Below are 24,993 nucleotides of genomic sequence, written 5' to 3'. Positions count from 1 at the left end.
GGGTGTTCCGCCTGTCGCGCCCGGGAGCGCGGTTAATGGGGGTGGGGGGGCCGCCGCCCCCCGCCCCCCGCACCCGGTTCGTGAGCTTCTGGAGCGACGCAGACCCCCTGATGGCGCCGGTCACCACGGCCAGGATCGAACATCCGGACCTTCTCGTGGAGAACGTGCTGGTGAGCGGGGTCGGCCATCTCGCCCTGCCGATCCATTCGGGGGTCGCCGCCGGCATCCGGCACGCGCTCGACGGATCGACCCCTGCGACCAGTTCCGGTGAAGATTCCGTGCCGACACCTCCGGCCGAGGGTTCCGGATCCGCTTCCGTCGCCTGATCCGCGGAGCCTGGCCCCACTCTCACACTCGAACGCATTTCGAACGTATGGCCAAGCCTGCGCCCACAGTTCGCCGAAACACGGCCGAATGCCCGTTTCCGTAAAGCACGAAACTCGCGGAAGATTGTCGCCGTCGCATACCGCCGGGTACAGTCGCGGCCACTGCTTTCCCTCTGGGGGCCCTTTCCACACAGGACCCGATTTCCCAGAGCCTGGTTCTGCTGCCGAGGCGAGAGAGAAGTTGGTGAACGACCAGCACGCCCACGCCGGGTACACCGCTTACGACGGTTACCAGAACGGCAGCTTCGAGACAGATCCCCTCTTCGGCTCGCTGCCGGACGGTTCGGGTGGCACGGGTGGGTACGGCGACACTTCCGCCGCCACCGGCCAGTACGCGACCGTGCAGGCCGACCACGCACAGGGCGATCCTCTGCACGGTGACCCCATGCAGGCCGGACACCCGCACGCCGGGCACTCCGGTCAGTACGACAACACCCAGTGGGACACCGGCGCTCACCACCAGGCCACCGGCTACGACGCGTACGGCGCGCAGGGGTACGACACCAGCGGCCAGTGGCCGACCGTCACCCCCGACTCCCCCGTCACCGGCGGTTATCCGCAGGACGCCACCGGCGAGTGGGGCTCCGGCGCCTGGCACCAGGTCGTCCAGCCGAACGGCCCCGGCGACACGGGCCAGTTCGACACCACGGCGTTCGACGGCGTCTCGTACAGCGGCTACGACACGCCCGGGGCGACGCCGACCGCCACCTTCGACCCGGCGCAGCTCGCCGCCCTGGAAACCGCCCAGTTCGAAGCGGCGCAGTTCGAAGCGGCACCGTTCTCCTACGAGGCGACCGCCCAGTGGAACGCGCCGTCGTTCGACACCGGTTCGTACGACGCGACCGCCTGGAACGGCACGGGCACCACGCCCGAGGAGGCGCCGTACGCGTACGGCGCCCCGGGCCCCGAACCTGAACGGGCCTACGACGCGGAGCCGGGCTACGAACCCGAACCCGGCTACACCGCCGAACCGGGCTACGAGGCGGAGCCGGTCTACAAGACCGAGCAGCAGGGCTACGACACCGGCGCCGTCGAGACGGTCACCGCACCGGAGACCGGCCCCGGAGCCGAAGCCGAACACCGTCCGGGAGCCGACGACTTCGCCCCGGACGCCGAGAACCCCGTGGAACCGGCCACGCCGGAGGACGACCCCGACTCGCTGCACACGGCGGCCACGATGGCCACGCCCGCGGTGACGATCACCCCGCGCCCCGTGCGCCGGGCCGGCGGCGCCGGGAACGGCAGCCGAGGCCGGCGCCGTACCCCCGCCAAGCGCTCCGCCCTCCTCACCGTCGCCGTGCCCTCCGCCTGTGTGATGGGCGTCGCCGGTATCGCCGCCGCCTCCGTCGGCGGACTCACCGGTGAGGACACCAAGGACGACTCCACCACCACGGCCTCCGCCGAGGACACCGCCTCCGCCAAGCCCGTCGCCGCGGCGGCCAACAACAAGCTGGACACCCAGCTCGCCGCGCTCAGCGCCGACGCCCGCGACTTCGGCGACCGCGCCAGCCGCACGCAGGAGCGGATCGACCTCCAGGAGCGGAAGGCCGAGGAGCGGAAGCGGGCCGCCGAAGAGGCGGCGCGCAAGGAGGCGGCCCGCCCCAAGTTCGCCCTCCCCGTCTCGCAGCACGGACTCAGCGCGTACTACGGCCAGGCCGGCGTCAACTGGATGTCCATGCACACCGGGATCGACTTCCCCGTCTCGTACGGCACACCGGTCATGGCCGCGACCGACGGCACCGTACGCACGCAGTACAACAGCGCCTACGGCAACATGGCCATCGTGACCTCCCCGGACGGCACGGAGACCTGGTACTGCCACCTCAGCAGTACGAAGATCCGCTCCGGTTCGGTCAAGGCCGGTGACGTGATCGCCTACTCCGGCAACTCCGGCAACTCCACAGGACCGCACCTGCACTTCGAGGTACGGCCCGGCGGCGGCTCGGCGATCGACCCGCTGTCCTGGTTCCGCAGCCACAGCCTCGACCCGACGTAGCCGGGTCACGCGGCACAGAACAGCACAGCCAGAGGCGAGCGCCGCGGCCCACCGGCCGCGGCGCTCTTCCTTGCCTCGTCCCTACAGCTTCTCGACCGGCGCGTACCGCAGCAGCAGCCGCTTGGGCTTGGTGTCCCCGAAGTCGACCGTCGCCTGCGCGTCCGCGCCCACGCCCGTCACCTCCATGACCGTGCCGAGGCCGAACTGGTCGTGCGTGACCCGGTCCCCCACCACCAGCGCGATCACCGGCTTGTCGCTCGCGCGCCGCGTCGCGAAGCCCGAGGGCCCGCCGCCCGACCGTGAACGCGACGCCGAGGAGGAGAGCGACGACGTGATCCCGGACGTCGGACCCGCCGGGATCTGCGCGCCGGTCCGCTTCCACTCCATGTGGTGTCCCGGGATCTCCTCCAGGAACCGCGAAGCCGGGTTGTACGAGGGCTGCCCCCAGGCGCTGCGCATCGACGACCGTGTCAGATAGAGCCGTTCACGGGCGCGCGTGATGCCCACGTACGCGAGTCGGCGCTCCTCCTCCAGCTCCTTCGTCTGGCCGAGGGCGCGCATGTGCGGGAAGACGCCGTCCTCCATGCCCGAGAGGAACACCACCGGGAATTCGAGGCCTTTGGCGGTGTGCAGCGTCATCAGCGTGATGACACCGGAGCCGTCCTCGTCCTCGTCGGGGATCTGGTCGGAGTCGGCGACCAGCGCGACCTTCTCCAGGAACTCGGCGAGGGTCGGTGTCGCGGCCGGGGCGGCGGCAGCGTCCGTACCGTCCCCGCCGCCCTCTCCGCCCGCGTCCGCGTCGCCGCCGTCACCGGCGGTCGCGGCGGCCTGACTGCGCTCCTGTTCGAACTCCAGCGCCACCGAGGCCAGTTCCTGAAGGTTCTCGATCCGCGTCTCGTCCTGCGGGTCGGTCGACGCCTGAAGCTCGGCCAGATAGCCGGTCCGTTCGAGTACGGCCTCCAGGACCATGGCCGGTCCGGCGCCCGATTCGACGACCGTACGCAACTCCTCCATGAGCGTGTTGAAGCGCTTGACGGCGTTGGCGGAGCGCGCCGCCATGCCGTACGCCTCGTCCACGCGCCGCAGCGCCTGCGGGAAGGTGATCTTCTCCCGGAGCGCCAGGGCGTCGATCATGGCCTCCGCGCGGTCCCCGATGCCGCGCTTGGGCACATTAAGGATCCGGCGCAGCGGTACGTTGTCCTCCGGATTGGCGAGGACACGCAGATAGGCCAGGACGTCCCGGACCTCCTTGCGTTCGTAGAAGCGCACTCCGCCGACGACCTTGTACGGCAGGCCGACCCGGATGAAGATCTCCTCGAAGACACGGGACTGCGCGTTCGTCCGGTAGAAGACGGCGACATCGCCCGCCTTGGCCTCGCCCGCGTCCGTCAGCCGGTCGATCTCGTCGGCGACGAACTGCGCCTCGTCGTGCTCCGTGTCCGCGACGTAGCCGGTGATCTGGGCGCCCGCGCCGGCCTTGGTCCACAGGTTCTTCGGGCGGCGGCTCTCGTTGCGCTCGATGACCGCGTTGGCCGCGCTGAGGATCGTCTGCGTGGAGCGGTAGTTCTGCTCCAGCAGGATCGTCGTCGCGTCCGGGTAGTCCTCCTCGAACTGGAGGATGTTGCGGATCGTGGCGCCGCGGAAGGCGTAGATCGACTGGTCGGCGTCGCCGACGACGCACAGCTCGGCCGGGTCCTCGCCCTCGCCCGAGGGGCCCACCAGTTCGCGTACGAGGGTGTACTGGGCGTGGTTGGTGTCCTGGTACTCGTCCACCAGGACGTGCCGGAAGCGGCGCCGGTAGTGCTCGGCGACGTCGGGGAACGCCTGGAGCAGGTGGACGGTGGTCATGATGATGTCGTCGAAGTCCAGAGCGTTGGCCTCGCGCAGCCGCGCCTGGTACATCCGGTACGCCTCGGCGAGGGTCTTCTCGAAGCCGTCGACCGCCTGCCCGGCGAAGGTCTCCTCGTCGACCAGCTCGTTCTTCAGGTTGGAGATCTTGGCGCTGAAGGACTTCGGCGGATAGCGCTTGGGGTCGAGGTCCAGATCGCGGCAGACCAGGGCCATCAGCCGCTTCGAGTCGGCGGCGTCGTAGATCGAGAACGACGACGTGAACCCGAGCCGCTTCGACTCGCGCCGCAGGATCCGTACGCAGGCGCTGTGGAACGTCAGCACCCACATCGCCTGGGCGCGCGGGCCCACGAGCTGGCCGACGCGCTCCTTCATCTCGCCCGCGGCCTTGTTGGTGAAGGTGATCGCCAGTATCTGGCCGGGGTGGACGCTTCGGGTGCCGAGGAGATGCGCGATCCGGTGGGTCAGCACCCGGGTCTTGCCGGACCCGGCCCCGGCGACGATGAGCAGCGGCGATCCCGTGTGCACGACGGCCGCCCGCTGCTCCTCGTTCAGCCCTTCGAGGAGCGAGGCGGGGTCGATGACCGTGCGGGGCGCGCCGTCGCGGTGGTACGGGTCCCGGGCCGGGGGCACGTCGTACGCGCCCTGGAACAGGTCGTCGGGCACCTGCTCCGGGGCGTGCTCGTCCTGGTCCTCGGGCGGCGGGGGGTGCTCGTCGCCGGAGGGCTGGAGGTCGGCCAGGAAGCTGTCGTCAAAGAGGCTGCTCATCGCTTAACGAGTCTAGGCGGCCGCACTGACAGTCGGCGCCCGACCGGGAAAGCCGGTGGGGGAAGTCGGCCCCGCGGGCCGGGCCGGGAAGCCGGACGGTCCCGGTCCACATACGGAGCGTGACGCTATACCCCGCACGGGGGCTCCCTGCACTCCACACGAGCAAATGGTCACAGAAATGTATCGGGCATATCGGCCATCCACCTTCACATCAGCGCCACATTTTGGCTAGCGTGCTCGATCAGGCAGCCCGTACCTCTGATGGCGATCCGCGCCGAGCGGGCGGCCCACGCCGAATCCGGGCTTTCCGCAAGGAAGTTCGGAACCGGGGACCCACTCTGCACGACCGGGGTGAATCGGGCCGTACGTTCGCCGTACGCACAAGGCCCGTAGGGCAGCCTTCCGTTCCGCCCGAACCCGACAGCTAACCCGGTAGGCGGTCCACGGAAGGAGATGCCGAACTTGGCGTCGCATCGCAAGTCGCGCAGCCGTAGCGGAGTAGGCCCCAACTCTTCCGCGGTCGGAGTGACGACGGCCGCCATCGCCTCGGTCACGCTGCTGTCGACGCAAAGCGCGGACGCCGCGCCCGCGGATTCGAAACCGTCGGTCGAAGAGGTGCAGAAGAAGGTCGACGCCCTGTACCGCCAGGCCGGTGGAGAGTCGCAGACGTACAGCAGGGCGAAGGAGACCACGGCCAAGCAGAAGCGCACGGTCGACCGGGTCATCGAGGGCGTCGCCAAGAGCGCGGACAAGCTGAACGAGGCGCGCCGTACGCTCGGTTCCTCCCCCGCCGCACGGCCCGGGGAAGCCGCGGGCACCCCGGCGGCCACCCTGGCGTTCACGGACGGCCCGCAGCCGCACGCCGGGCGGAGCGGGGCGGTGGACGCGCCGACCGACCGTCGGCGGAGCACCGTCGCGGAGCCCCCGGCGCGCCACGCGGAGGCGGTGGAGGAGCGGGACCGGGCCGCCATGAGCCTCGATCCGGACGAGTCGCCCGCCTCCCTGCGGAACAGCAAGGAGAGCATCCAGAAGAAGCTCGCCGAGGCCCGCGCGCTGCTGGCGCGGCTCACCGCGGAGGAGCAGGCGCGGCTGGCCGCGCTGGAGCGCAAGAGGGAAGAAGAGGCCCGGCGCGCGGCGGAGGCGCAGGCCAAGGCGGAGGCCCGCGACAAGGCGGAGGCCGAAGCGGAGGCGGAGCGCCGGCGCGAGGCGGGACAGCCCCAGGTCACCGACGCGGGCGGTCTCGCGGCGGCGAGCACCGTCGGCGGTACGGTTCCGGTCGCGGTCGGCGGCACCGCCATGGAGGCCGGGACCGGCGGTGACCCGGCCGCCACGTACGCGGCCAAGGCGGCCAAGGTGCTGGCCTTCGCCGCCGCCCAGATCGGCAAGCCGTACGTCTGGGGCGCCTCGGGGCCGAGTTCGTACGACTGCTCGGGGCTGACCCAGGCTGCCTGGAAGGCGGCGGGCGTCGAGCTGCCGCGCACCACCGCCGCCCAGGTGAACACCGGCACGCGCGTCGCCACCGACGACCTGCTCCCGGGCGACCTGGTCTTCTTCTACGACGACCTCAGCCACGCCGGTATCTACATCGGCGACGGCATGATGATCCACGCGCCCAAGCCGGGCGCGAACGTACGCGAGGAATCGATCTACTACATGCCGATCTACGGCAGCGTCCGCCCGGCCTGACCCCCGGCCCGGTCACCGGCCGGGCCTCGGGTCGGATCTCCGGCCCGGGTCTCCGGCCGGCCCTGGGGTCCGGTCTACGGCCCGGGTCTCCGGCCGGGCCTCGGGTTCGGTCTGCGGCGGGTCCTCGGGTCCGGTATGCGGCGGGTCCTTGAGCGGTCCGTCCCCGGCCTCCGGTTCCCCCGCGCACGCGGGGGACGGAGCGCCGGGATCAGGTCCAGAGGGTGGCGATGAGGATGTTCGCCACCGTCAGCCCGCCCACCGCGCCGAACAGCGGCTTCGCGGCGGCCTCGTCGTCCCGCTTCACGTACACGATGCCCAGGATCACGACCAGGACGGCCATCTTGACGCCGAGCTTGATGTTGTTGAGCGCCTGGTCGTCGGCCTGGCTGAGGCCCACCAGCACCATCCCCGTGATCAGCATCGTCAGCGCTCCGTGCAGCATCGGAGGGGTGAAGCGCGCCGTCCCGGCGCTCATCGCCTTCGTCTGCGTCAGGAATCCGCCGAGCAGCGAGGCTATGCCGATGATGTGCAGGGCGACGAAGACATTGATGAGTACGTCCATGCCGGGAGCGTAGCCGGGCCGTATCACCCCTCCTCGGTGAGGTGAGGCTTACTTCCATGATCGATCGGGTCCGTCCGGAAGGGCACAAGTGCGCACTCCGGACGGACGATCCTGATCAGGAAGCGCTCCGGAACCTTCACCTCCCGCCAATTCCCGCCATGCCGAGGCCGAGTCGTGATCCGGCGTCCTAACGTCCTGCGTGCGGCCCCTCCCCGGCCGTACCGGGCGGCCGTACCGCACGGAATCGACGGAGACGAAGGAAACGGACCCCGCCCCCGTGGCAGCGCACCGAAAGCCCAGACAACGCCCGTTCACCGGCCAGGCCGGCCGCACCGCCGCGACGCTCGCGCTCGCCGGTGCCGCGACCGCCACGGCGGCGGGACCCGCGCACACCGAGCCCCGGCTCACCCCCGCGCAGATCAAGGCCAAGGTCGACGCGTTGTACACGCAGGCCGAGGCCGCCACCGAGCAGTACAACGGCACGAAGGTGAAGGCCGACGAGGCCCGCGCCTCGCTCACCGTGCTGCGCGACGAGGCCACCCGCAGGACGGAGCGGCTCAACGCCTCGCGGGACCAACTCGGCTCGATCGCCTCGGCCCAGTACCGCAGCGGTGGCCTCGACCCGGCCGTACAGCTCGCCCTCAGCTCCCGTCCCGAGGAGTATCTGGAGCGGGCCGGTCTCGCCGAGCGTGCGGGCAGCCGGCAGGCCGCCGCCGTCGCCGGGATCCGCAGGGAGCTGTCGGTCGTCGCCGGGCTGCGCTCCCGGGCGGACACCCAGCTCACCGATCTCACGGCCCGCCGCGCCGAGCTGGCCCGGCACAAGTCCACCGTCCAGGGGAAGATCGCCTCCGCCCGGCGGCTCCTGGACAGGCTCACCGCCGAGCAGCGCGACCGCTACGAGGCGCGGGACGGCGGGTACGCCGCGCGCGCGGACCGCGGGACGCCACGCGGTGCGGTACGGGCGCCGAACGCGCGGGCCGAGGCCGCCGTCGCCTTCGCGTACGGGGCGATCGGCAAGCCGTACGTCTGGGGCGCGACCGGCCCAGGGTCCTTCGACTGCTCGGGGCTGACCCAGGCCGCCTGGCGCGCCGCCGGGGTCGCCCTCTCCCGTACCACCTACACACAGATCAACGCGGGCAGGCGCGTCACACGCTCCGAGCTGGCCCCCGGTGACCTGGTGTTCTTCTACTCGGGCATCAGCCATGTCGGGATCTACGTGGGCGACGGGCAGATGATCCACGCGCCGCGGCCGGGCACGGCGGTCCGGCTCGCGCCGGTCGACCAGATGCCGTTCGCGGGGGCCGCCCGGCCCGTCTGACGCCCCCCGGACACCTCTGATGACTGTCACGCGGCACCGGCCGGATCCGTCATGGGGCCCCGGCCGCCGAGGGGTTGTCTCCGACGGCCCATGCCGGAGTGCCTCGTTCCCTTCCCCGGTTGACGATGAGCACGAGAACGCCATCGGAACGGTGAGGGGGAGAGGAAAGGGGCGGTCGTGAGCCGAGCCACCGCTGTCAGTACGACGGTCCTCGTCGTCGGCGCACTGTTCGTCCTGGCGCCCGTGGGCGTCACCCCGAAGGGCTGCGGGGATCTCTCCGGCGGCCGGCTCTGTGTCGAGGGCCCGATCGGCGGCGCGGGCCACTTCACCACGCGCTATGTACGGACCGGGGTCGGCCACGAGATCCCCGTCCGCCTCGGCTACCAGCGCAGGGATGCCCGGATCACGGCGTTCCCCGGCTGGTTCGGCACCGTGCGCACCCGGCAGGGCCGCGCCGAGCTGACCGGCGTCCTCGACACGCGGCCCGGCGAGTGCATCCGCGGCGTGCTGGCCCACCAGGGGCGGCTGTACGTGACCGGCTGGCACTGCCGGTGAGCCGCGGACGGGGCCGCGCCCGGCGGGCCGCCGGGCGTCGGCTCCGCAGTCGGGCCGGTCGGCAGGGCGCCGGGCGTCGGCTCCGCGGTCAGACCAGCCGGCGGGCCGTCGCCCAGCGGGTGAGTTCGTGGCGGTTGGAGAGCTGGAGCTTGCGCAGGACCGCCGAGACATGGGACTCCACGGTCTTCACCGAGATGAAGAGCTGCTTGGCGATCTCCTTGTAGGCGTAGCCCCGCGCGATGAGCCGCAGCACCTCGCGCTCGCGCTGCGTGAGCCGGTCCAGGTCCTCGTCCACGGGCGGCGCGTCGGTCGACGCGAAGGCGTCCAGGACGAAGCCGGCCAGCCGGGGCGAGAAGACCGCGTCGCCCTCCTGGACCCGGAAGACCGAGTTGACCAGATCCGTGCCGGTGATCGTCTTGGTGACATAGCCGCGGGCGCCGCCCCGGATCACGCCGATGACGTCCTCGGCCGCGTCCGAGACCGAGAGCGCCAGGAAACGCACCGGGTTCTCGGCCGCCGTCATCATCGGCGCGCAGCGGCGCAGCACCTCGACCCCGCCGCCGCCCGGCAGATGGACGTCGAGCAGGACGACCTCGGGGCGGGTCGCGGTGATCACGGTGACCGCCTGGTCGACGTCGGCCGCCTCGCCGACGACCTCGACGCCCGTCTCCTCCGTACGGCCGATCTCGGCCTGGACGCCCGTACGGAACATCCGGTGGTCGTCGACGAGCACGACGCGGACGCGGCGGCCGTCCCCCGCCGGGTCCCCGCTCGCCGCGGGAGTGGATTCGGCGTGTACGCCCTCGCTCATGGTGTCTGTCCCTCGCCCTTGTCGCTCCGCAGCCGTCTGCGCGGCTCTCGTACCGTACGGTCCCCTCCCGGCGACCGGTCCATCCACCGCCGGTCGGCGCGTGCCCCCGCTCAGTCGGCGCGCTCCATCTCCAGCTCGACCTCCGTGCCGCCGTCGGGCACCGCGCGCAGCCGGGCCGTGCCTCCGTTGCGCTGCATACGGCCGATGATCGACTCCCGGACGCCCATCCGGTCGTCCGGGACGGAGTCCAGATCGAACCCGGGGCCGCGGTCGCGTACGGAGAGGAAGACCGTACGCCCCTCGACCTCCGCGAACACCTGTACGGCGCCGCCCTCGCCACCGTACTTGGCGGCGTTGACCATCGCTTCGCGCGCGGCCTGCATCTGCGCGGACAGCTTCTCGTCGAGCGGGCAGTCGCCGACGACCACGACCTCGATCGGCACGCCGTGGTAGTCCTCCACCTCGGCCGCCGTCCGCTTCACCGCGTCGGCGAGCGTCGTGGGCTCGTCCGCCTCGTCCTTGCCCGTGCCCTCCGGCTTGTAGAGCCAGGCGCGCAGCTCGCGCTCCTGGGCGCGGGCGAGTCTGCGTACCTCTCCCCCGTCGTCCGCGTTGCGCTGGATGAGCGTCAGGGTGTGCAGCACGGAGTCGTGGACGTGCGCGGCGACCTCGGCGCGCTCCTGTGCGCGGATCCGCATCAGGCGCTCCTCGGAGAGGTCCTGGGTCATCCGGACGAGCCAGGGCCCGGCGAGCAGCGCGACCCCGGCGACGACGGCGATCGCGCCCGTCAGCACATTGCCGAACTGGGCCGCCGCGCCGCGGACCACCATGAAGACGGCGAGGCCGAGCCCGACCAGGGCGACGCCGGAGAGCCCCCGGGCGAGCTGGAGTATCCGGCGGCGGCGGCCGATCTCGGTCCAGCGGGCGCGTCGCGCGTTGTCCGCCTGACGCCAGACGAGGACGACGCCGACGCCGATCAGCAGCATCGGCCAGATGTAGCGGTCGGCGTCGCTGCGGCCCAGGCTGACGTTGCCGATGAAGGTGGCCGCGCTGACGACCAGCGCGAGCAGGGCGAAGAGCTGGCCCTTGTCGGGCTTGCGCAGCCGGCGTCTGCCGTCCGGGCTGGTCTCGAAGAGCGGGCGGGACTCGACGGCCCGGCCGCCGACGCCGAGCGGGACGACGATCCAGAACACGGCGTAGAGCAGGGCGCCCAGGCCCTGCGAGAAGAAGAAGATGAGGAAGACGAGCCGGACCCAGGCCACCGGCAGTCCGAGATGGCCTGCGAGTCCGCGCGCGACCCCGCCGAGCATCCGGCCGTCCGCGCTGCGGTACAGCTTGCGCGGCGGCTGCTCCTCGGGCCCGGGGGCACGGGAGTGCGGCGACGCGGCGGTGCGAGGCGGGGCGGCTGGCATGCACCGATGGTCACACGGCGGGGCGGGACAGGGCATCAGGGTCGTACCCCTGACGTGACCCTGATCCGGGACCGGGGGCTCCGGGGGGCCAATATCAGGGTCAGACCGGGGTCGTCGCCGGTGGAGACCGGGCCCTCGCCCCGTCACCATGGTCGTATGACCCAGCCGCCGACTCAGCCGCCGTCCTCGCCGACCGCGCCGTCCGCCGCACCGCCACCGCCCTCGGGCGCCACCGCGGTCGCGGGCGCCCCCGCGCATCTGCACCGCAGCCCCCGGCAGAAGGTGTTCGCGGGCGTGTGCGGCGGGCTCGGCCGGTACTGCGACGTCGACCCCGTCATCTTCCGGATCGTGCTCGGTGTGCTCGCGGCCACGGGCGGGCTCGGGCTGATCTTCTACGGCTTCGCCTGGCTGCTGATACCGCTGGAGGGCGAGGAGGAGAACGAGGCGCGCAGGCTGCTGTCGGGTCGGGTGGACGGCGCGTCGCTGATCGCCGTGCTGCTCGCGCTGGCGGGGTGCGGTCTGTTCCTGTCGATGCTGGACAACGGGGAGACGCTGAGCTTCGCCGGGATCCTGTCGATCACGGTGGTGGGGGCGGCCGTCTGGTCGCAGCGCCGGCGGGGCACCCTGCCGGACGGCGGGCCGCTCGATCCGGCCGCCGCGCATGTGGTGGCGGACGCTCCGCCGGAGACGAAGGCGCCGCCGACGCCGGGGGCCCCGTCGTGGTGGCGGGACCCGATCGTGAAGGACGGCACCACGGGCCCGGTGGGCACGGACTATCTGTGGGGCCCGACGGGCGAGCAGGTGGAGGCGCGGCCCTGGGGCTGGCACAGGCGGGGCAAGGACGGGGCGGGCTGCGGGGACCGGGCGGCGTCACGCATACGGGAGCCCCGCCCGCGGGGCCCGCGCGGGATCGCCGGGGTCGTCTTCCTGCTGGCTCTGCTGGCGGGCGGGCTCGGTACGGGGCTCTCCTGGGAGAGCCGGCCGCTGGGCACGAGCCTGGAGATCGGGTTGACCGCCGCGCTCGCGGTGTTCGGTCTGGGGATCGCGGTCAGCAGCTTCCTGGGCCGTACCGGGGTGGGCACGATCTTCCTGACGGTGGTCACGGCCGGGCTGCTCGCCGGGAGCGCCGCCCTGCCGAAGAACATCACGACGGAGTTCGCGCGCAAGGAGTGGACACCGGTGTCGGTGGCGGCTGTGGAGCCGCGCTACGAGCTGGGGTCGGGCAGGGGCCTGCTCGATCTGAGCGGGGTGTCCGTGCCCGAGGGACGGACGGTCAGTTCGTCGGCCGAGGTGGGTGCGGGTCTGCTCAAGGTCGTCGTACCGAAGGGAGTGACGGTGAGGATGACGGCGAAGGCCGCGCTGGGGGACATCAGGCTTCCCGGTGAGCCGCCGAACGATGTGGACGTCTCGCCGAGGCAGTCGCGGGCTCTCACCCTGGCTCCGGTCGCGGGCAGCGCCCCGGCGGGGACGCTGCGGCTGGAGCTCGAAGTCGGGCTCGGACAGGTGGAGGTCACCCGTGCTGCTTCATGAGTTCCGGCCGGGCCGGCTGATCGTGGGACTGACGGCGCTGGCGGTGTCCGCCGCGTACGTGGGCGACGCGGCGGACGCCGGGCCGACGCCGTGGTTCGTGGCGTTCCCCATCATGTTCTGGGGGCTGTTGCTGGCGGCCGTGGTGACCTGGTGCCACTACCGGATACGGCGGCGACGGTCGGCGAGGACGGCGTCCAAGGAGAACGAGGGCGCCCCGGCGAGCACGAGCGGCAGCCAGGCCATGAGATAGGGCAGGTCGTTGCCGTAGTAGTACGGCGTGGCCCCCCAGCTCACGGTGAGCCAGAGGCTGAGCGAGATCAGGGCGCCGCCGAGCGCGGCGATCCGGGTGAGGAGGCCGAAGAGGGCGCCGAGGCCGACGGCGATCTCGCCGAGGGCGATGGCGTATCCGAAGCCGGCGGGGCTCTTGAGCGCCAGGTCGACGAGGGCGGGGATGGCGGAGCTGTCGCGGACGCCCCGCATCATCTCGCCGACGGAGCCACTGCCGGTGGCCGCGAAGAAGCCGCCCTGGGTCAGTTTGTCGATGCCCGCGTAGAGAAAGGTGACGCCGAGGAAGATCCTCAGTGGCAGGAGCGCGTGGCGCGCGGCGCTCTCACGCCGGCCGAGGCGTTCGCCGCCGAGCCCTCCGTAACCGTCCCTCCGGTAGCCGTGTGTCATCGCCGGGTCCACCTCTCCCTGTCCCGCACCGCGGCCGCGCGGGCGACTGCCCCCGCGTGCCCTGCCCCTGCATACGCAGTGAACACATCCGGCGCTCAGTGAACCAGCCGTTGGGCCGGGCGGAATGGGCCCCCTCGGAAAAGATGTGAAAACTCTCCATCAGAACAGGAGCAACAATCGGCCGAATTCGCTCAGTCCATGACTTCGATGATCACGCGGTTGGTCTCGACCCCCGCCGCGGTGACGACCTGGACCTCGACGGCTCCGGGCTCCACCTCCACCGGTACGGACACGGTGAGTGAGGTGTCCGCCGGGTTGGCGAACCCGCCGGGGACGGGCACCAGCGGCACATGGACATGGACCGCGCCGATCCGGACGACCATCCGGGCCAGCCGGTCGGGGGTGCCGGCGCCGGGCGGGACGAATCCGGCGCCGCGGATCTCGATGTCGTCACCGGTCCGGATGGGGGCGTCGAGATCGCCCGCCTCCCTGGCCCGCACGACGGACAGCACGACGGGGCGCCCGCCCTCCGCGTACTTCCCGGCGAAGTAGGTGGCGGCGGAGACCCCGACGAGCAGGGCCAGCGCCCAGGGCAGATCGGGCAGTTGCTCGGGGCGCCGGGCGAGCCGGACGGCGGCGAAGACGGCGGCGACGGCGTTCACCAGCGTGTACTGAACGTCGGTGAAGCTGCCGCGTCCGCCGTCGTCGCAGAGCAGGTCGGCGAGCCGGGGCCGGTCGGCGCGCACCTTCTGGAGCCGCTGGCCCAGGACCCGTACGGACACCACACGGCGGACGACGACGGCGATCGCGCACACGGCGGCGAGGACGCCCACCAGTCCGGCGCCCCGGGCCAGTTCGAGACCGGCGATCAGTTCGTCGCGGCGGTCGGGCCCGGAGGCACCGGCGAGCTGGAGAGCGAGGACGAGCACGGCGAAGACGACGAGCAGCACCCAGACGGAGGCCACGGTCCGGGAGGTCGAGAGCCGGTTGTCCTCCCCGATCAGCGGCGCCAGCAGCCCGCCGCGGGCGCGGTGCAGCCAGGCGGACACGGTCAGCAGTCCGGCGCAGACGAGGGCGGCGAGCAGTCCGGCCGTCCGCGCGAGGGTCCAGCCGGCGCCGATCGCGGTGACCGTCTGCGCCAGCAGGAGCAGCACGACACCGCCCCAGGCGCCGAAGAGCGTGTGCCGCCAGACGGTGTGCAGCCAGGCGTCGCCCGCCTCGCGGCTGCGGTCCGCCACCGCGCGGGCGGACTGGGTGAGTTCGTCGGAGACCCACTGCCGTGAGGCTCCCGCGGAGTGCGCGACGGCGGCCGGCAGCCCCTGCCCCGCGGCCAGTTCGTCCCGCTTCGCCAGGAACGCGGCCACGGCTCGCCGATGCCCTTCCCGGGCCCCGTGCGGACAGTCCCCGCACGCGCAGCCACCGCCGTGCGCGCCCTGCCGCACCTCTTGCACCGCCACGCCGATTGCCGCCTTCCCCGCCCCGAGTTCCGCCCCGAACTCCAACCCAGTGAACTTCCTTACATCGCAGGGAAATTGTCCCGCACGAAGGGAGGGATACGCGGAGTTTGCCGGGTCGGTGCGGGTGACAACATCGTTACGGTGTTGACCCGTGAGAGTCAGTGCTCGGCGGAGCGACGCCTCCAGTACGACGGAGTCCCGCCTCTACCAGCAGCGCACCCAGGAGGAACGGCAACGCCGCCGCCCGGACGGATGGGCGACGGCGACGGCGACGGCGTTGATCTGCGGAGTGGTTACTCCCACTCGATGGTGCCCGGGGGCTTGCTGGTCACGTCGAGGACCACGCGGTTGACGTCCCGGACCTCGTTGGTGATGCGGGTGGAGATCTTCGCCAGGACGTCGTACGGCATCCGGGTCCAGTCCGCGGTCATGGCGTCCTCCGAGGAGACCGGCCGCAGCACGATCGGGTGGCCGTAGGTCCGGCCGTCGCCCTGGACGCCCACGGAGCGTACGTCCGCGAGCAGGACTACCGGGCACTGCCAGATGTCGCGGTCCAGGCCCGCCGCCGTCAGCTCCTCGCGGGCGATCGCGTCCGCGTCGCGGAGCAGTTCGAGGCGGTCGCGCGTGACCTCGCCGACGATACGGATACCGAGGCCGGGGCCGGGGAACGGCTGGCGCTGGACGATCTCGTCCGGCAGGCCGAGCTGCCGGCCGACCATCCGGACCTCGTCCTTGAACAGCTTGCGCAGCGGCTCGACGAGCTGGAACTCGATGTCGTCGGGGAGCCCGCCGACATTGTGGTGCGACTTGATGTTGGCGGTGCCGGTGCCGCCGCCGGACTCCACGACGTCCGGGTAGAGCGTGCCCTGCACGAGGAACGCGACGTCCTCGCCCTCGGCGCCCGCCTCCGCGACGATCTCCGCCTGGGCCTGCTCGAAGACCCGGATGAACTCCCGGCCGATGATCTTGCGCTTCTGCTCGGGGTCGGAGACCCCCGCCAGCGCGGTGAGGAAGCGCTCCTCGGCGTCGACCACGCGGAGCTGTACGCCCGTCGCGGCGACGAAGTCCTTCTCGACCTGCTCGGTCTCGCCCTTGCGCATCAGACCGTGGTCGACGTACACGCAGGTGAGCTGCGACCCGATGGCCTTCTGCACCAGCGCGGCGGCCACGGCCGAGTCCACGCCGCCGGACAGCCCACAGATGGCGCGCTTGGTGCCGACCTGCTCACGGATGAGCGCGACCTGCTCGTCGACCACGTTGGCGGTGGTCCAGTTCGGCTCGATGCCCGCGCCCCGGTAGAGGAAGTGCTCCAGGACCTGCTGCCCGTAGGTGGAGTGCATCACCTCGGGGTGGTGCTGGACCCCGTACAGCTTCTTCTCGTCGTTCTCGAACGCGGCGACCGGTACGACGTCCGTGGACGCGGTGACGGTGAACCCCTCGGGCGCGGCCGAGCAGGCGTCGCCGTGCGACATCCAGACGGACTGCTCGGCCGGGGTGCCCTCGAAGAGGGTGGAGTCCGGCCGGGAGACGGTCAGCGCGGTGCGGCCGTACTCGCGCGCACCCGTGTTGTCGACGGTCCCGCCGAGCGTGGTCGCCATGAGCTGGAAGCCGTAGCACATGCCGAAGACGGGGACCCCGGCCTCGAAGAGCGCGCGGTCGACGCTCGGCGCCTTCTCCGCGTATACGGAGGACGGGCCGCCCGAGAGGATGATCGCCTTCGGGTTCCTGGCCAGCATCTCGGCCACGGGCATCGTCGACGGGACGATCTCGCTGTAGACCCGGGCCTCGCGGACGCGGCGGGCGATGAGCTGGGCGTACTGCGCGCCGAAGTCGACGACGAGTACGACGTCGGGGGCGGCGGGGGGTGCTGCGGGCACGGGGCGGCCTTCCGGCGGAGGTGTGACGAGAGCGCGATGCTGTTCTTCGATTCTAACGGGGGACGGTGAGGGGTCGCGGACAGATCGTTTCGGCTCCCCCCTCAGCCCCCTCACCCGGCTCATCCGGCCTCGTCTCACCATCCGGCCCCGTTTTGCCGTCCGCCGGGGCTCCGGGTCCATACTGTGCGCATGCGGAAGCAGCTCACCTTCGTCTTTACCTATGGCACCGGCCCGTCCGGCTGCCATGGTCGTGCTGCTTGAGCTGACAAGCGACTTCCCAGGCGCCCCGGGCCGACAAGGCCCGGGGCGTCTGTCGCGTTCGGGGCCGTGCGGCTCAGGCCCCCGAACCGACAAGGACCCGTCATGGCATCCGACACCACCGTCACCCGCACCGTCACCTCTGCCACATCTGCCATCCCTGCCACCACCGTCACCCCCGAGAACACCGGCGCCCGCACCACCGAGGCCACCTCGCTCATCGGCGGCGCCCGCGAACGTATCGACACGCTCGACGACCGCATCATCGGCCTCATCCAGGAACGGATGGCGATCTCGGCCGTGATCCAGGACGCCCGGATCGGCTCGGGAGGCCGCCGCGTCCATCTCTCCCGGGAGATGGAGATCCTCGGCCGCTACCGGGACGCCCTCGGCAAACCGGGCACGGCGCTGGCGATGACGCTGCTGGAGCTGAGCCGGGGCCGCGTCTGACGGGCCGCGTCTGGCGGCCACGTCTGGCGGACCGCGCTCTCCGGGGCCAGATGCGGAGCGACCGCGTCCGGCCGGGCCTCCCGGGGGGCGTATCTGCGTTCGGGCACCGCTCTCACCCGTACGGCGCGTGACCGCCCCTGGCGCGCTTCGTTGGTTCGTACGGGCACGCAGCGCACTCCATCGCAGTCGGGAGAAGGACCGCGTGGCTCCGCCGGGGCGTGCGACGTCATACGTCGTGGGACCTCGTCCCGGCGCCCGTGACCGTACGGCAGGGGACAGCCGGCCGGTCGCCAGAGGAACGGCCGGTTCCGGGGACGCCCGGAACCGGCCGCCGTGCAGAACTCGCCACCGCGCCGTGCAGAACTCGCCACCTCGCCGGGCAGACCGCCGCGCACGGCGGGCCGCCGCGCAGAGCGGCCGATACGGCGTGACGCAGGACACATAAAGTTTCTGTGAAGATCGCTGCAACCATTCCCGCAGGTCGCAGGTCTTGCATGCGTAACCTACGGCCTCACCCGTGACCCCACATCATGCGAGAGGGCCCCACGACTCCGCACCGCAGCCTGCCGGTGCGCCGAACTTCGCTGAGGTCTTTCATGAAGCTCCGCCGCGCCATGGCCGTCGCAGCCGCGACCGCCGTCATGGCCCCCGCCGCGTTCCTCGCGGCCACGCCCGCGTTCGCCACCGACGGCGACAACGTCACCCCGCAGACCTCGTCCGAGGCGCCCGCACCCGGCGCCGGCGAGAACGCCGAGGCCGGGCAGCCGCCCGCCGAGCCGTCGTCGTCGACCACCGACGAGGCCCCGGCGCCGACGGAATCGGCGCCCACGCAGCCCGAAGACCCCGACGCGGGCGCCCCCGAGGCCGGGAAGCCCTCGACCAGCACCTCACCGGGCGCGAGCACAAGCCCGAGCGCGAGCCCCGGCACGAGCGAGCCCGCCGAGCCGTCCGCCACGGCGACCACCGCGTCCCCCGGCCCGGTCCAGTGCTCCGAGGACGGCGAGGTCACCTTCGACAAGAACCTCCGGACCCGTCTGACCGGGCTGCCGGAGCGGATCGTCGCGGGCAGCGGCTTCCACGCGTTCGAGCTCAATGTCTCGAACAAGGGCGAGAACACCTACAAGCGCGTCGACCTCGGTGTCTTCGTGGGCCAGATCGACGAGAACACCTGGGAGGAGGACTCCCGCCATCTGACGCTCCAGTACAAGGACCCGGAGACCGGCGCATGGACCGGCATCTCCCTGGATGACGACGACGAGGGCTCCGGCTACCTCGGCTACACCGACATCCGGGCGAAGGAGACGTTCTCCGTCGAGCTGCGGCTGAGCGTGGACAAGTCCGCCCCGTCCGGTCTCGGTTACGCCATCGGCATCGGGCTCTACGCGGACGACAAGGGCAACTGCGTCATCGCGGACGACTACGGGGTCTACGAGTTCGACATCGTGACCGCCGGTTCGGACGCGGGCGAGCCCGGTGAGGCCAAGCCGCAGACCGGGGGCAAGAAGCCGATTCCGGCGAAGCCGGCCGGCAACATCGAGATCAAGCCGGTGGGCCACCTCGCGGAGACCGGTTCCTCCTCGATGGTCCCGGTCATCGGCATGGCGGGCGGGATCGCCGTCGTCGCCGGTGCCGGTGTGATGTTCGCGATGAAGCGCCGCCGCGGTGGCGACGCCGCCGCGTAACACCCACGCGGGACACGGACCGCTGAAGCCGGACCGCTGACATCGGACCGTTGACATCGGCCCGCTGAAGAAGGACCGCTGAAGAAGGACCGCTGAAGCCGGAGAGGCGCTGCACTCGGAGGGGGGTGCAGCGCCTTTCTGTGTCCGCGGCGCCCCGCCCTCAGGAGTTCCTTCTGCTCGGGACCGTCGGCATCCCCAGGAACGGCAGCTTCAGCTCGCCGAACGCGCCCTCCGGGACCACCGGCGACCGCGGCTCCACGGGCGCGAGCCGTTCGTAGGACACCGTTCCCCCCTCCGTTCCCGCACGCTGGTCCGGGCGCGGGTCGCGCTCGCCCTTGTTCGGCCAGAAGGACATCGCGCGCTCCGCCTGGGCCGTGATCGTCAGCGACGGGTTCACGCCCAGGTTGGCCGAGACCGCCGAGCCGTCGACCACCGAGATCCCCTGGTGCCCGTACAGCCGGTGGTACGGGTCGATGACGCCGTCCCGCGCCGAGGCGCCGATGACGCATCCGCCCAGGAAGTGCGCGGTCAGCGGGGTGCCCATCAGCTCGCCCCAGTTGCTGCCGGGGAAGCCGCCTATCTCCTCGGCTATGAGGGACGCCGCGCGCGTCGCCTCGGGTATCTGCTTCGGGTTGGGGGCGCCATGGCCCTGGCGGGCGGTGAGCAGGCCCTTGCCCACGCCGCCGGCCTTGCGGTACGTGGTGAGGGAGTTGTCCAGCGACTGCATGACCAGTCCGATGATCGTCCGTTCCGACCAGGAGCGGTACCAGAACGAGCGGAGCAGCAGCACCGGATGGCGCACGGCGTTCCCGAGCCAGCCCCGTACCCGGTGGTCGCCGTACGGGACCTGGAGGACGCAGAGCGCGCCCATCGCGTTGGAGCCCTTCCCGTACCGCACGGGCTCGATGTGGGTGGTGGCGTTGGGGTGGATGGAGGACGTGATGGCGACGCCCCGGGTGAAGTCCGCCTTCCGCGCGCCGTGGCGTGCGCGGTAGCGCCGGTCCAGGGTCTGTGCGCCCACCAGCGCCTCGGAGTTGGTACGGGTCAGCTCGCCCAGCCGGGGGGAGAGGCGCGGCAGGAGGCCCCGGTCGCGCATGGTGTGGAGCAGGGTCTGGGTGCCGTACGTACCGGCCGCGATCACGACATGACGAGCGCGGAGCACCTTCTCCGGACCGCCGGTTCCACCGCTTCCGCCGACCCTTCCTTTGGTGTGACCTTTTGTGTGACCTTTTGTACGGCCCTTGCGCCGTTGGTCCGTCGGCGCGGTGGTGACGCGCAGACCGTGCCCCTCGTCCTCCGTGACAGCGGTCACCGAGGTCATGGGGTGGATGACCGCTCCCGCCCGTTCCGCCAGGTACAGGTAGTTCTCGGTGAGGGTGTTCTTCGCGCCGCGCCGGCAGCCCGTCATGCACTCGCCGCACTCGGTGCAGGCGCGCCGTGCCGGGCCCGCGCCGCCGAAGTACGGGTCGTCCACCGTGGTCCCCGGCCGGACCGCCGCCGTACCGGCGCCGCCCCCGGCGTCCTCGCCGTCCCCGAAGAAGACCCCGACCGGGGCGAGGTGGAAGCTGTCGCCCACGCCCATCGCCTCGGCCGCCGCCTTGAGGTGGACGTCCGAGGGGGTCGTGGTCGGGTTGAGCCGGACGCCGAGCATGCGCCTGGCCTGGTCGTAGTAGGGCTTCAGCTCCTGTTCCCAGTCGGTGATGCCCGCCCACTGCGGGTCCTCGAAGAAGGCAGCAGGGGGCACGTAGAGCGTGTTGGCGTAGTTGAGCGAGCCACCGCCGACCCCGGCGCCCGCCAGCACCATCACATTGCCGAGCAGATGGACGCGCTGGATGCCGTAGAGACCGAGGGCGGGTGCCCAGAGGTAGTTCCGGACGTCCCAGGAGTTCTTGGGGAGCGTCTCGCGGGTGAACCGGCGGCCCGCCTCCAGGACGCCGACCCGGTACCCCTTCTCGGTCAGCCGCAGCGCGGAGACCGAGCCGCCGAAACCGGAGCCGACCACGATCACGTCGTAGTCGTACGCGTCGTCATCGTCGTGCGTGTCGTCATCGTCGTACGCGTCGTCGGGGACGTACGCGTCCACGTCGTTGTCGTGATCGTCCGTCTGTGACATCGGCTCTCCTCGTCGAGAACTCGCGCAGCCGCGCACTACCGCAGCCGCAGCGCCTTCATCACCCGCAGGCTGCCGCTCATGAAGGCCGCGTACTGGTCGTCGGTCATCCCGAGGAACGGCGCCATCGGCATGATCCGCTGCTCCGCCACCGTCTGGGCCTCGGTGTACTTGAGGATGCCCTCGGAGCCGTGGCGTCGGCCGAGGCCGGATTCCTTCATTCCGCCCATCGGGGCCTGGGCGCTGCCGTACGCCGACGCGTACCCCTCGTTGATGTTGACGGTGCCCGTGCGCAGCCGCGCGGCGATCGCGTGGCCGCGCCGGGAGTCCCGCGTCCAGACGCTCGCGTTGAGGCCGTACGGCGTGTCGTTGGCACGGTCGACCACGTCGTCCTCGTCGCGGAAGCGGTAGAGCGAGACGACCGGGCCGAAGGTCTCCTCCGCGCAGACGGCCATCGGCGCCTCGACGCCTTCGAGGATGGTCGGCTCGTGGAAGAACGGCCCGATGTCGGGGCGGGCCACGCCGCCCGCGAGGACCGTGGCGCCCTTGGCGACGGCCTCCTCGACATGACCGACCGTGGCCGTCAACTGCCGCTCCCCCACCAGGGATCCCATGTCGGCGCCGTACGCGAGCGCGCTGCCGAGCCGCATCGCCTTCGTACGGGCGACGAACCGCTCCACGAACGCGTCGGCCACCGACTCGTGCACGTACAGCCGCTCGATGGAGATGCAGAGCTGCCCGGCCGACGAGAAGCAGGCGCGCACCGCGCCCGCCGCGGCCTTCTCGATGTCCGCGTCGGCGAGGACCAGCATGGCGTTCTTGCCGCCCAGTTCGAGGGAGACACCGACGAGCCGGTCGGCCGCGCCCCTGGCCACCTCGCGGCCGGTCCTGGTGGAGCCGGTGAAGGAGACGTAATCCGCGTGCCGCACCAGCTCGGGGCCGACGACGGGCCCCTCGCCGAGGACGACCTGGAAGACCTCGGCGGGCAGCCCCGCCTCGACCAGCAGGTCACGGGCCCACAGCGCGGTGAGCGCGGTCTCCGTGTCGGGCTTCATGACGACGGCGTTCCCGGCGACGAACGCGGGCAGCGCGTCACCGGCGGACAGCTCCAGCGGATAGTTCCACGGAGCGATCTGGCCGACGACGCCGCGCGGCCGACGCGCCTCGCTGACCTTGGTCAGCAGCGGTACGGCGCCGGTGTGGCGCCTGGTGTGGAGGTACGCGGCGGCCTTGCGCCCGTAGTGGCGGGCGGCGACGGCGACCGCCTGGACCTCCTCGTGGGCGTGCAGTCTGGCCTTGCCGGTCTCCAGTTGGATCAGGTCGAGCACCTCGGCCTGGCGTTCCAGGAGGAGATCGTGGAAGCGGAGGAGCACGGCGGCCCGCCGCCGTACGGGGAGGGCGGCCCAGAGGGGCTGGGCGGCGCGGGCCCGCTCGTAGGCGGTGGCCACGTCCTCCGGGGTGGACTCGGGCAGGTCAGCCAGCTTCTCCCCGGTGAACGGGGTGTGGTTGGCGGTACGGCCGGAGCCGACGACACCACGGGTGAGCTGGGCGACCACCTCGGGGGTGACCACATCGGCCGCCGTACGCACACCCGCCGGGGTGGGGGCCACGGGGTTGGTGCGGGAGCCGGCGGGGGCGGAGGTGGGGGTGGAGACCTGCGAGTCCGTCATGGAGCCGAGCGTATTCCGTGGACGAGACTTTGAATACCCGGCAGTAACAGCCAATCAGCGCAAGGGAACCGGGGCCGACGCCGCCGCTGTCGCCGCCGGTACGAAGGAGTCCAGCGCGGCGTCGAACTGGCCGCGCGCGGTGTCCAGCTTGTCCAGCGGGGCCGAGACCCAGACGTCGTACATCCGCCCGGCCTCCTCCCAGCACAGGTCGAACGTGTGGCGCTCCCCCTCGGCGGGGGTGAACCCCTCCCAGGTGAACTCCCAGAGCGCGGCCCGGAAACCGTTGTGACTGGTCGGGGTGACGCTGCCGTCGTGGTACCCGGGGTTGGTGTGCACGCCTCTCTCGTCCGCCTGGCGCATGGACGCCACGGGGCCGCCGGGGATCCGGTCCTGGACGCGGATGCCGATCCTGAGGGCCTTGTCCTGCGACATGTAGTAGACGCGTTTGTCGTCGTGGGAGCGGGCGTAGCCGTCGGGTACGGCGAGGGTGAAGCCCATGGGGTCGCGGACGGAGCGGTAGCCGTCGGGCGCGGCGGGCGGTGCGGCGGCGGGCGGCGCCGTGGCGGAAGGGGAGGGAGGGGAGGGAGGGGAGGGCGAGGGGGAAGGGGCGTGCGGGTTTCCGGTCCGGTGGACGGGCGCGGCGCTCGCGGTCGTCAGGTTCCCGGTCGTACGGCCGCTGTCCGACCCGTCCCGGAGCAGCAGCGCGGTCACGGCACCGGCTCCGGCGAGCACACAGGCCAGGGCGCCGACGACCAGCGTGGTCCGCGTACGGATACGGATACGGGTACGGCCGGGTAAGGGCGCCGGGCCCGGTGAAGGGGTGGTCGAAGGGGCCGGGGCCGGTAAGGCGGCGGGCAGTGGCCGGTCGGCGGTCGGCGCGTCCTCGGTGCCGTCGGCGGGCGGAGCGGCAGCGCGAGCGGGCACGGGCGCGGGTGCGACAGCGGGCGCGCGGACGGGGCCCGGGGCCGGAGGCCCTGGGGGTGGGGGCCCTGGGGGCGACGGGGCCGGAAGCGGTGGTTCCTGGAGGGGGGCGCCCGTCGCGACGTACCGCGTCAGGAGCCGTTCCGCCTCCGCCGCGTCCAGCCGGTGCTCCGGGTCGCGCTCCAGCAGCCCCCGTACGAGCGGCAGCAGCGGCTCCGCCGCGGCCGGCGGCCTGATCTCGTCGGCCACCACCGCGTGCAGCACGCCCGGCAGCGAGTCGCGGCGGAAGGGCGACTCGCCGCTGAGCATCGCGCACACCAGCGCGCCGAGCGACCAGAGGTCGGAGGCGGGGCCCGCCGCCTCGGCGTTCAGTACCCGCTCCGGTGCCGAGTACTCGGGCGAGCCGACGAACGCACCCGGATCGGTGATCGTGGTGGCGCCGACCAGACGGGCGATCCCGAAGTCGGTCAGCACGACCCGCCCCGTGGGCTCCTCCAGCAGCACGTTGGCGGGCTTGAGATCGCGGTGCAGCACCCCGAGGCCGTGCGCCGCGCGCAACGCGCTCAGCAGCGCGAGCGCGACCCGCGCGGCCTCGCGCGGGTCGAGCGTGCTCGCCCTGAGCCGGTCGGCGAGCGAACCGCCCTCCACCAGCTCCATGACGATGTACGGACGGCCGTCCTCCTGGACGACGTCGTGGACGACCACGACATGCGGATGCTTGACGCGGGCGACCGCGCGCGCCTCGCGCAGTGTCGTCGCGCTCCGGCCGTCCTGGCCGTGCGGACCGCCCTCGCCGTGCGGACCGCCGTGGCCGTCGTGGCCGTCGTGCGGGGCGTGCAGTTCCTTGACGGCGACGTACCGGCCGAGGAGTTCGTCCTCCGCCCGCCATACGGTGCCCATGCCACCGCGGCCCAGCCTGCTCCCCAGCCGGTACCGTCCGGCGATCAGGCGGCCGTCGGGCGGCCCGCCCTCTCCTGCGGACATGTCCCGCACCTCCCGTTCACCCCGTGCGCCCCGTGTGCCG

Annotated in this window: 17 protein-coding genes, 1 pseudogene and 1 riboswitch; of the genes and pseudogenes, 8 read left to right on the top strand and 10 right to left on the bottom strand. The window is 72.1% G+C overall.

The window, feature by feature from the left end; translation table 11 throughout:
- Together ACFXPK_RS14730 and ACFXPK_RS14725 are read left to right on the top strand one after the other, a co-directional pair.
- Positions 1-326, top strand: a pseudogene (locus ACFXPK_RS14730) (lipase); the annotation flags it as partial.
- Positions 327-570: 244 nt separating this feature from the next.
- Entirely contained in the window at positions 571-2,382 is a 1,812-nt protein-coding gene (locus ACFXPK_RS14725; protein ID WP_385075256.1) for a peptidoglycan DD-metalloendopeptidase family protein, read from the top strand.
- Between the two features lie 81 nt (positions 2,383-2,463).
- On the opposite strand, the gene ACFXPK_RS14720 is transcribed toward ACFXPK_RS14725, so the two are convergent.
- Positions 2,464-4,998, bottom strand: a complete 2,535-nt coding sequence (locus tag ACFXPK_RS14720; RefSeq protein WP_385075253.1) for an ATP-dependent DNA helicase — start codon at positions 4,996-4,998, stop codon at positions 2,464-2,466.
- A 280-nt stretch (positions 4,999-5,278) separates the two neighbouring features.
- Positions 5,279-5,453, top strand: a riboswitch (cyclic di-AMP (ydaO/yuaA leader).
- Between ACFXPK_RS14720 and ACFXPK_RS14715 the strand changes: the two genes are divergently transcribed.
- On the top strand, positions 5,452-6,684 hold the full coding sequence (locus ACFXPK_RS14715) for an NlpC/P60 family protein (protein ID WP_384998430.1): 1,233 nt from the start codon (positions 5,452-5,454) through the stop codon (positions 6,682-6,684). (Overlaps the previous riboswitch by 2 nt.)
- Before the next feature lie 208 nt (positions 6,685-6,892).
- Here ACFXPK_RS14715 and ACFXPK_RS14710 read toward each other — a convergent pair whose 3' ends face one another.
- On the bottom strand, positions 6,893-7,246 hold the full coding sequence (locus ACFXPK_RS14710; RefSeq protein ID WP_385075250.1) for a hypothetical protein: 354 nt from the start codon (positions 7,244-7,246) through the stop codon (positions 6,893-6,895).
- Positions 7,247-7,523: 277 nt separating this feature from the next.
- Between ACFXPK_RS14710 and ACFXPK_RS14705 the strand changes: the two genes are divergently transcribed.
- Together ACFXPK_RS14705 and ACFXPK_RS14700 are read left to right on the top strand one after the other, a co-directional pair.
- Entirely contained in the window at positions 7,524-8,564 is a 1,041-nt protein-coding gene (locus tag ACFXPK_RS14705; RefSeq protein WP_385075247.1) for an NlpC/P60 family protein, read from the top strand.
- A 177-nt stretch (positions 8,565-8,741) separates the two neighbouring features.
- Positions 8,742-9,119: a hypothetical protein gene (locus ACFXPK_RS14700; protein WP_384998439.1), complete on the top strand. Its 378-nt coding sequence runs from the start codon at positions 8,742-8,744 to the stop codon at positions 9,117-9,119.
- An 88-nt stretch (positions 9,120-9,207) separates the two neighbouring features.
- Here ACFXPK_RS14700 and ACFXPK_RS14695 read toward each other — a convergent pair whose 3' ends face one another.
- Positions 9,208-9,930, bottom strand: a complete 723-nt coding sequence (locus ACFXPK_RS14695) for a LuxR C-terminal-related transcriptional regulator (RefSeq protein WP_384998442.1) — start codon at positions 9,928-9,930, stop codon at positions 9,208-9,210.
- Between the two features lie 110 nt (positions 9,931-10,040).
- Complete coding sequence (locus ACFXPK_RS14690) at positions 10,041-11,339, bottom strand: PspC domain-containing protein (RefSeq protein ID WP_385075242.1); 1,299 nt, start codon at positions 11,337-11,339, stop codon at positions 10,041-10,043.
- Positions 11,340-11,495: 156 nt separating this feature from the next.
- On the opposite strand from ACFXPK_RS14690, the gene ACFXPK_RS14685 reads away from it, so the two are divergent.
- A complete protein-coding gene (locus ACFXPK_RS14685; RefSeq protein WP_384998448.1) occupies positions 11,496-12,869 on the top strand; it encodes a PspC domain-containing protein in 1,374 nt (457 codons plus the stop codon).
- 156 nt (positions 12,870-13,025) lie between these two features.
- Here ACFXPK_RS14685 and ACFXPK_RS14680 read toward each other — a convergent pair whose 3' ends face one another.
- The 3 genes from ACFXPK_RS14680 to guaA form a co-directional block, all read right to left on the bottom strand.
- Positions 13,026-13,544: a DoxX family protein gene (locus ACFXPK_RS14680; protein WP_385075239.1), complete on the bottom strand. Its 519-nt coding sequence runs from the start codon at positions 13,542-13,544 to the stop codon at positions 13,026-13,028.
- Between the two features lie 191 nt (positions 13,545-13,735).
- Positions 13,736-15,001 carry a hypothetical protein gene (locus tag ACFXPK_RS14675; RefSeq protein WP_385075236.1) on the bottom strand — a complete coding sequence of 422 codons (1,266 nt, stop codon included), beginning with the start codon at positions 14,999-15,001 and terminating at the stop codon, positions 13,736-13,738.
- A gap of 293 nt (positions 15,002-15,294) precedes the next feature.
- Positions 15,295-16,878, bottom strand: a complete 1,584-nt coding sequence (guaA, locus tag ACFXPK_RS14670) for a glutamine-hydrolyzing GMP synthase (protein WP_385075233.1) — start codon at positions 16,876-16,878, stop codon at positions 15,295-15,297.
- Positions 16,879-17,241: 363 nt separating this feature from the next.
- Between guaA and ACFXPK_RS14665 the strand changes: the two genes are divergently transcribed.
- Positions 17,242-17,586, top strand: a complete 345-nt coding sequence (locus tag ACFXPK_RS14665; protein WP_385075230.1) for a chorismate mutase — start codon at positions 17,242-17,244, stop codon at positions 17,584-17,586.
- A 596-nt stretch (positions 17,587-18,182) separates the two neighbouring features.
- On the top strand, positions 18,183-19,268 hold the full coding sequence (locus tag ACFXPK_RS14660) for an LAETG motif-containing sortase-dependent surface protein (protein ID WP_385075227.1): 1,086 nt from the start codon (positions 18,183-18,185) through the stop codon (positions 19,266-19,268).
- Positions 19,269-19,428: 160 nt separating this feature from the next.
- On the opposite strand, the gene ACFXPK_RS14655 is transcribed toward ACFXPK_RS14660, so the two are convergent.
- The 3 genes from ACFXPK_RS14655 to ACFXPK_RS14645 are packed head-to-tail and all read right to left on the bottom strand — an operon-like array spanning position 19,429 to position 24,953.
- Positions 19,429-21,381 (bottom strand): GMC oxidoreductase, encoded by a 1,953-nt coding sequence (locus ACFXPK_RS14655; RefSeq protein ID WP_385075224.1) that lies wholly within the window; start codon positions 21,379-21,381, stop codon positions 19,429-19,431.
- A gap of 35 nt (positions 21,382-21,416) precedes the next feature.
- Entirely contained in the window at positions 21,417-23,048 is a 1,632-nt protein-coding gene (locus ACFXPK_RS14650) for a succinic semialdehyde dehydrogenase (protein WP_385075221.1), read from the bottom strand.
- A gap of 54 nt (positions 23,049-23,102) precedes the next feature.
- Complete coding sequence (locus ACFXPK_RS14645; protein ID WP_385075218.1) at positions 23,103-24,953, bottom strand: serine/threonine-protein kinase; 1,851 nt, start codon at positions 24,951-24,953, stop codon at positions 23,103-23,105.
- Between the last annotated feature and the right edge of the window lie 40 nt (positions 24,954-24,993).

It is taken from the genome of Streptomyces sp. NPDC059142, assembly GCF_042755665.1.
In the GTDB taxonomy this organism is placed as follows: Bacteria; Actinomycetota; Actinomycetes; order Streptomycetales; family Streptomycetaceae; genus Streptomyces.
The sequence above is the reverse complement of the archived record's forward strand: the minus strand, read 5'-3'. Positions and strand labels throughout refer to the sequence as shown.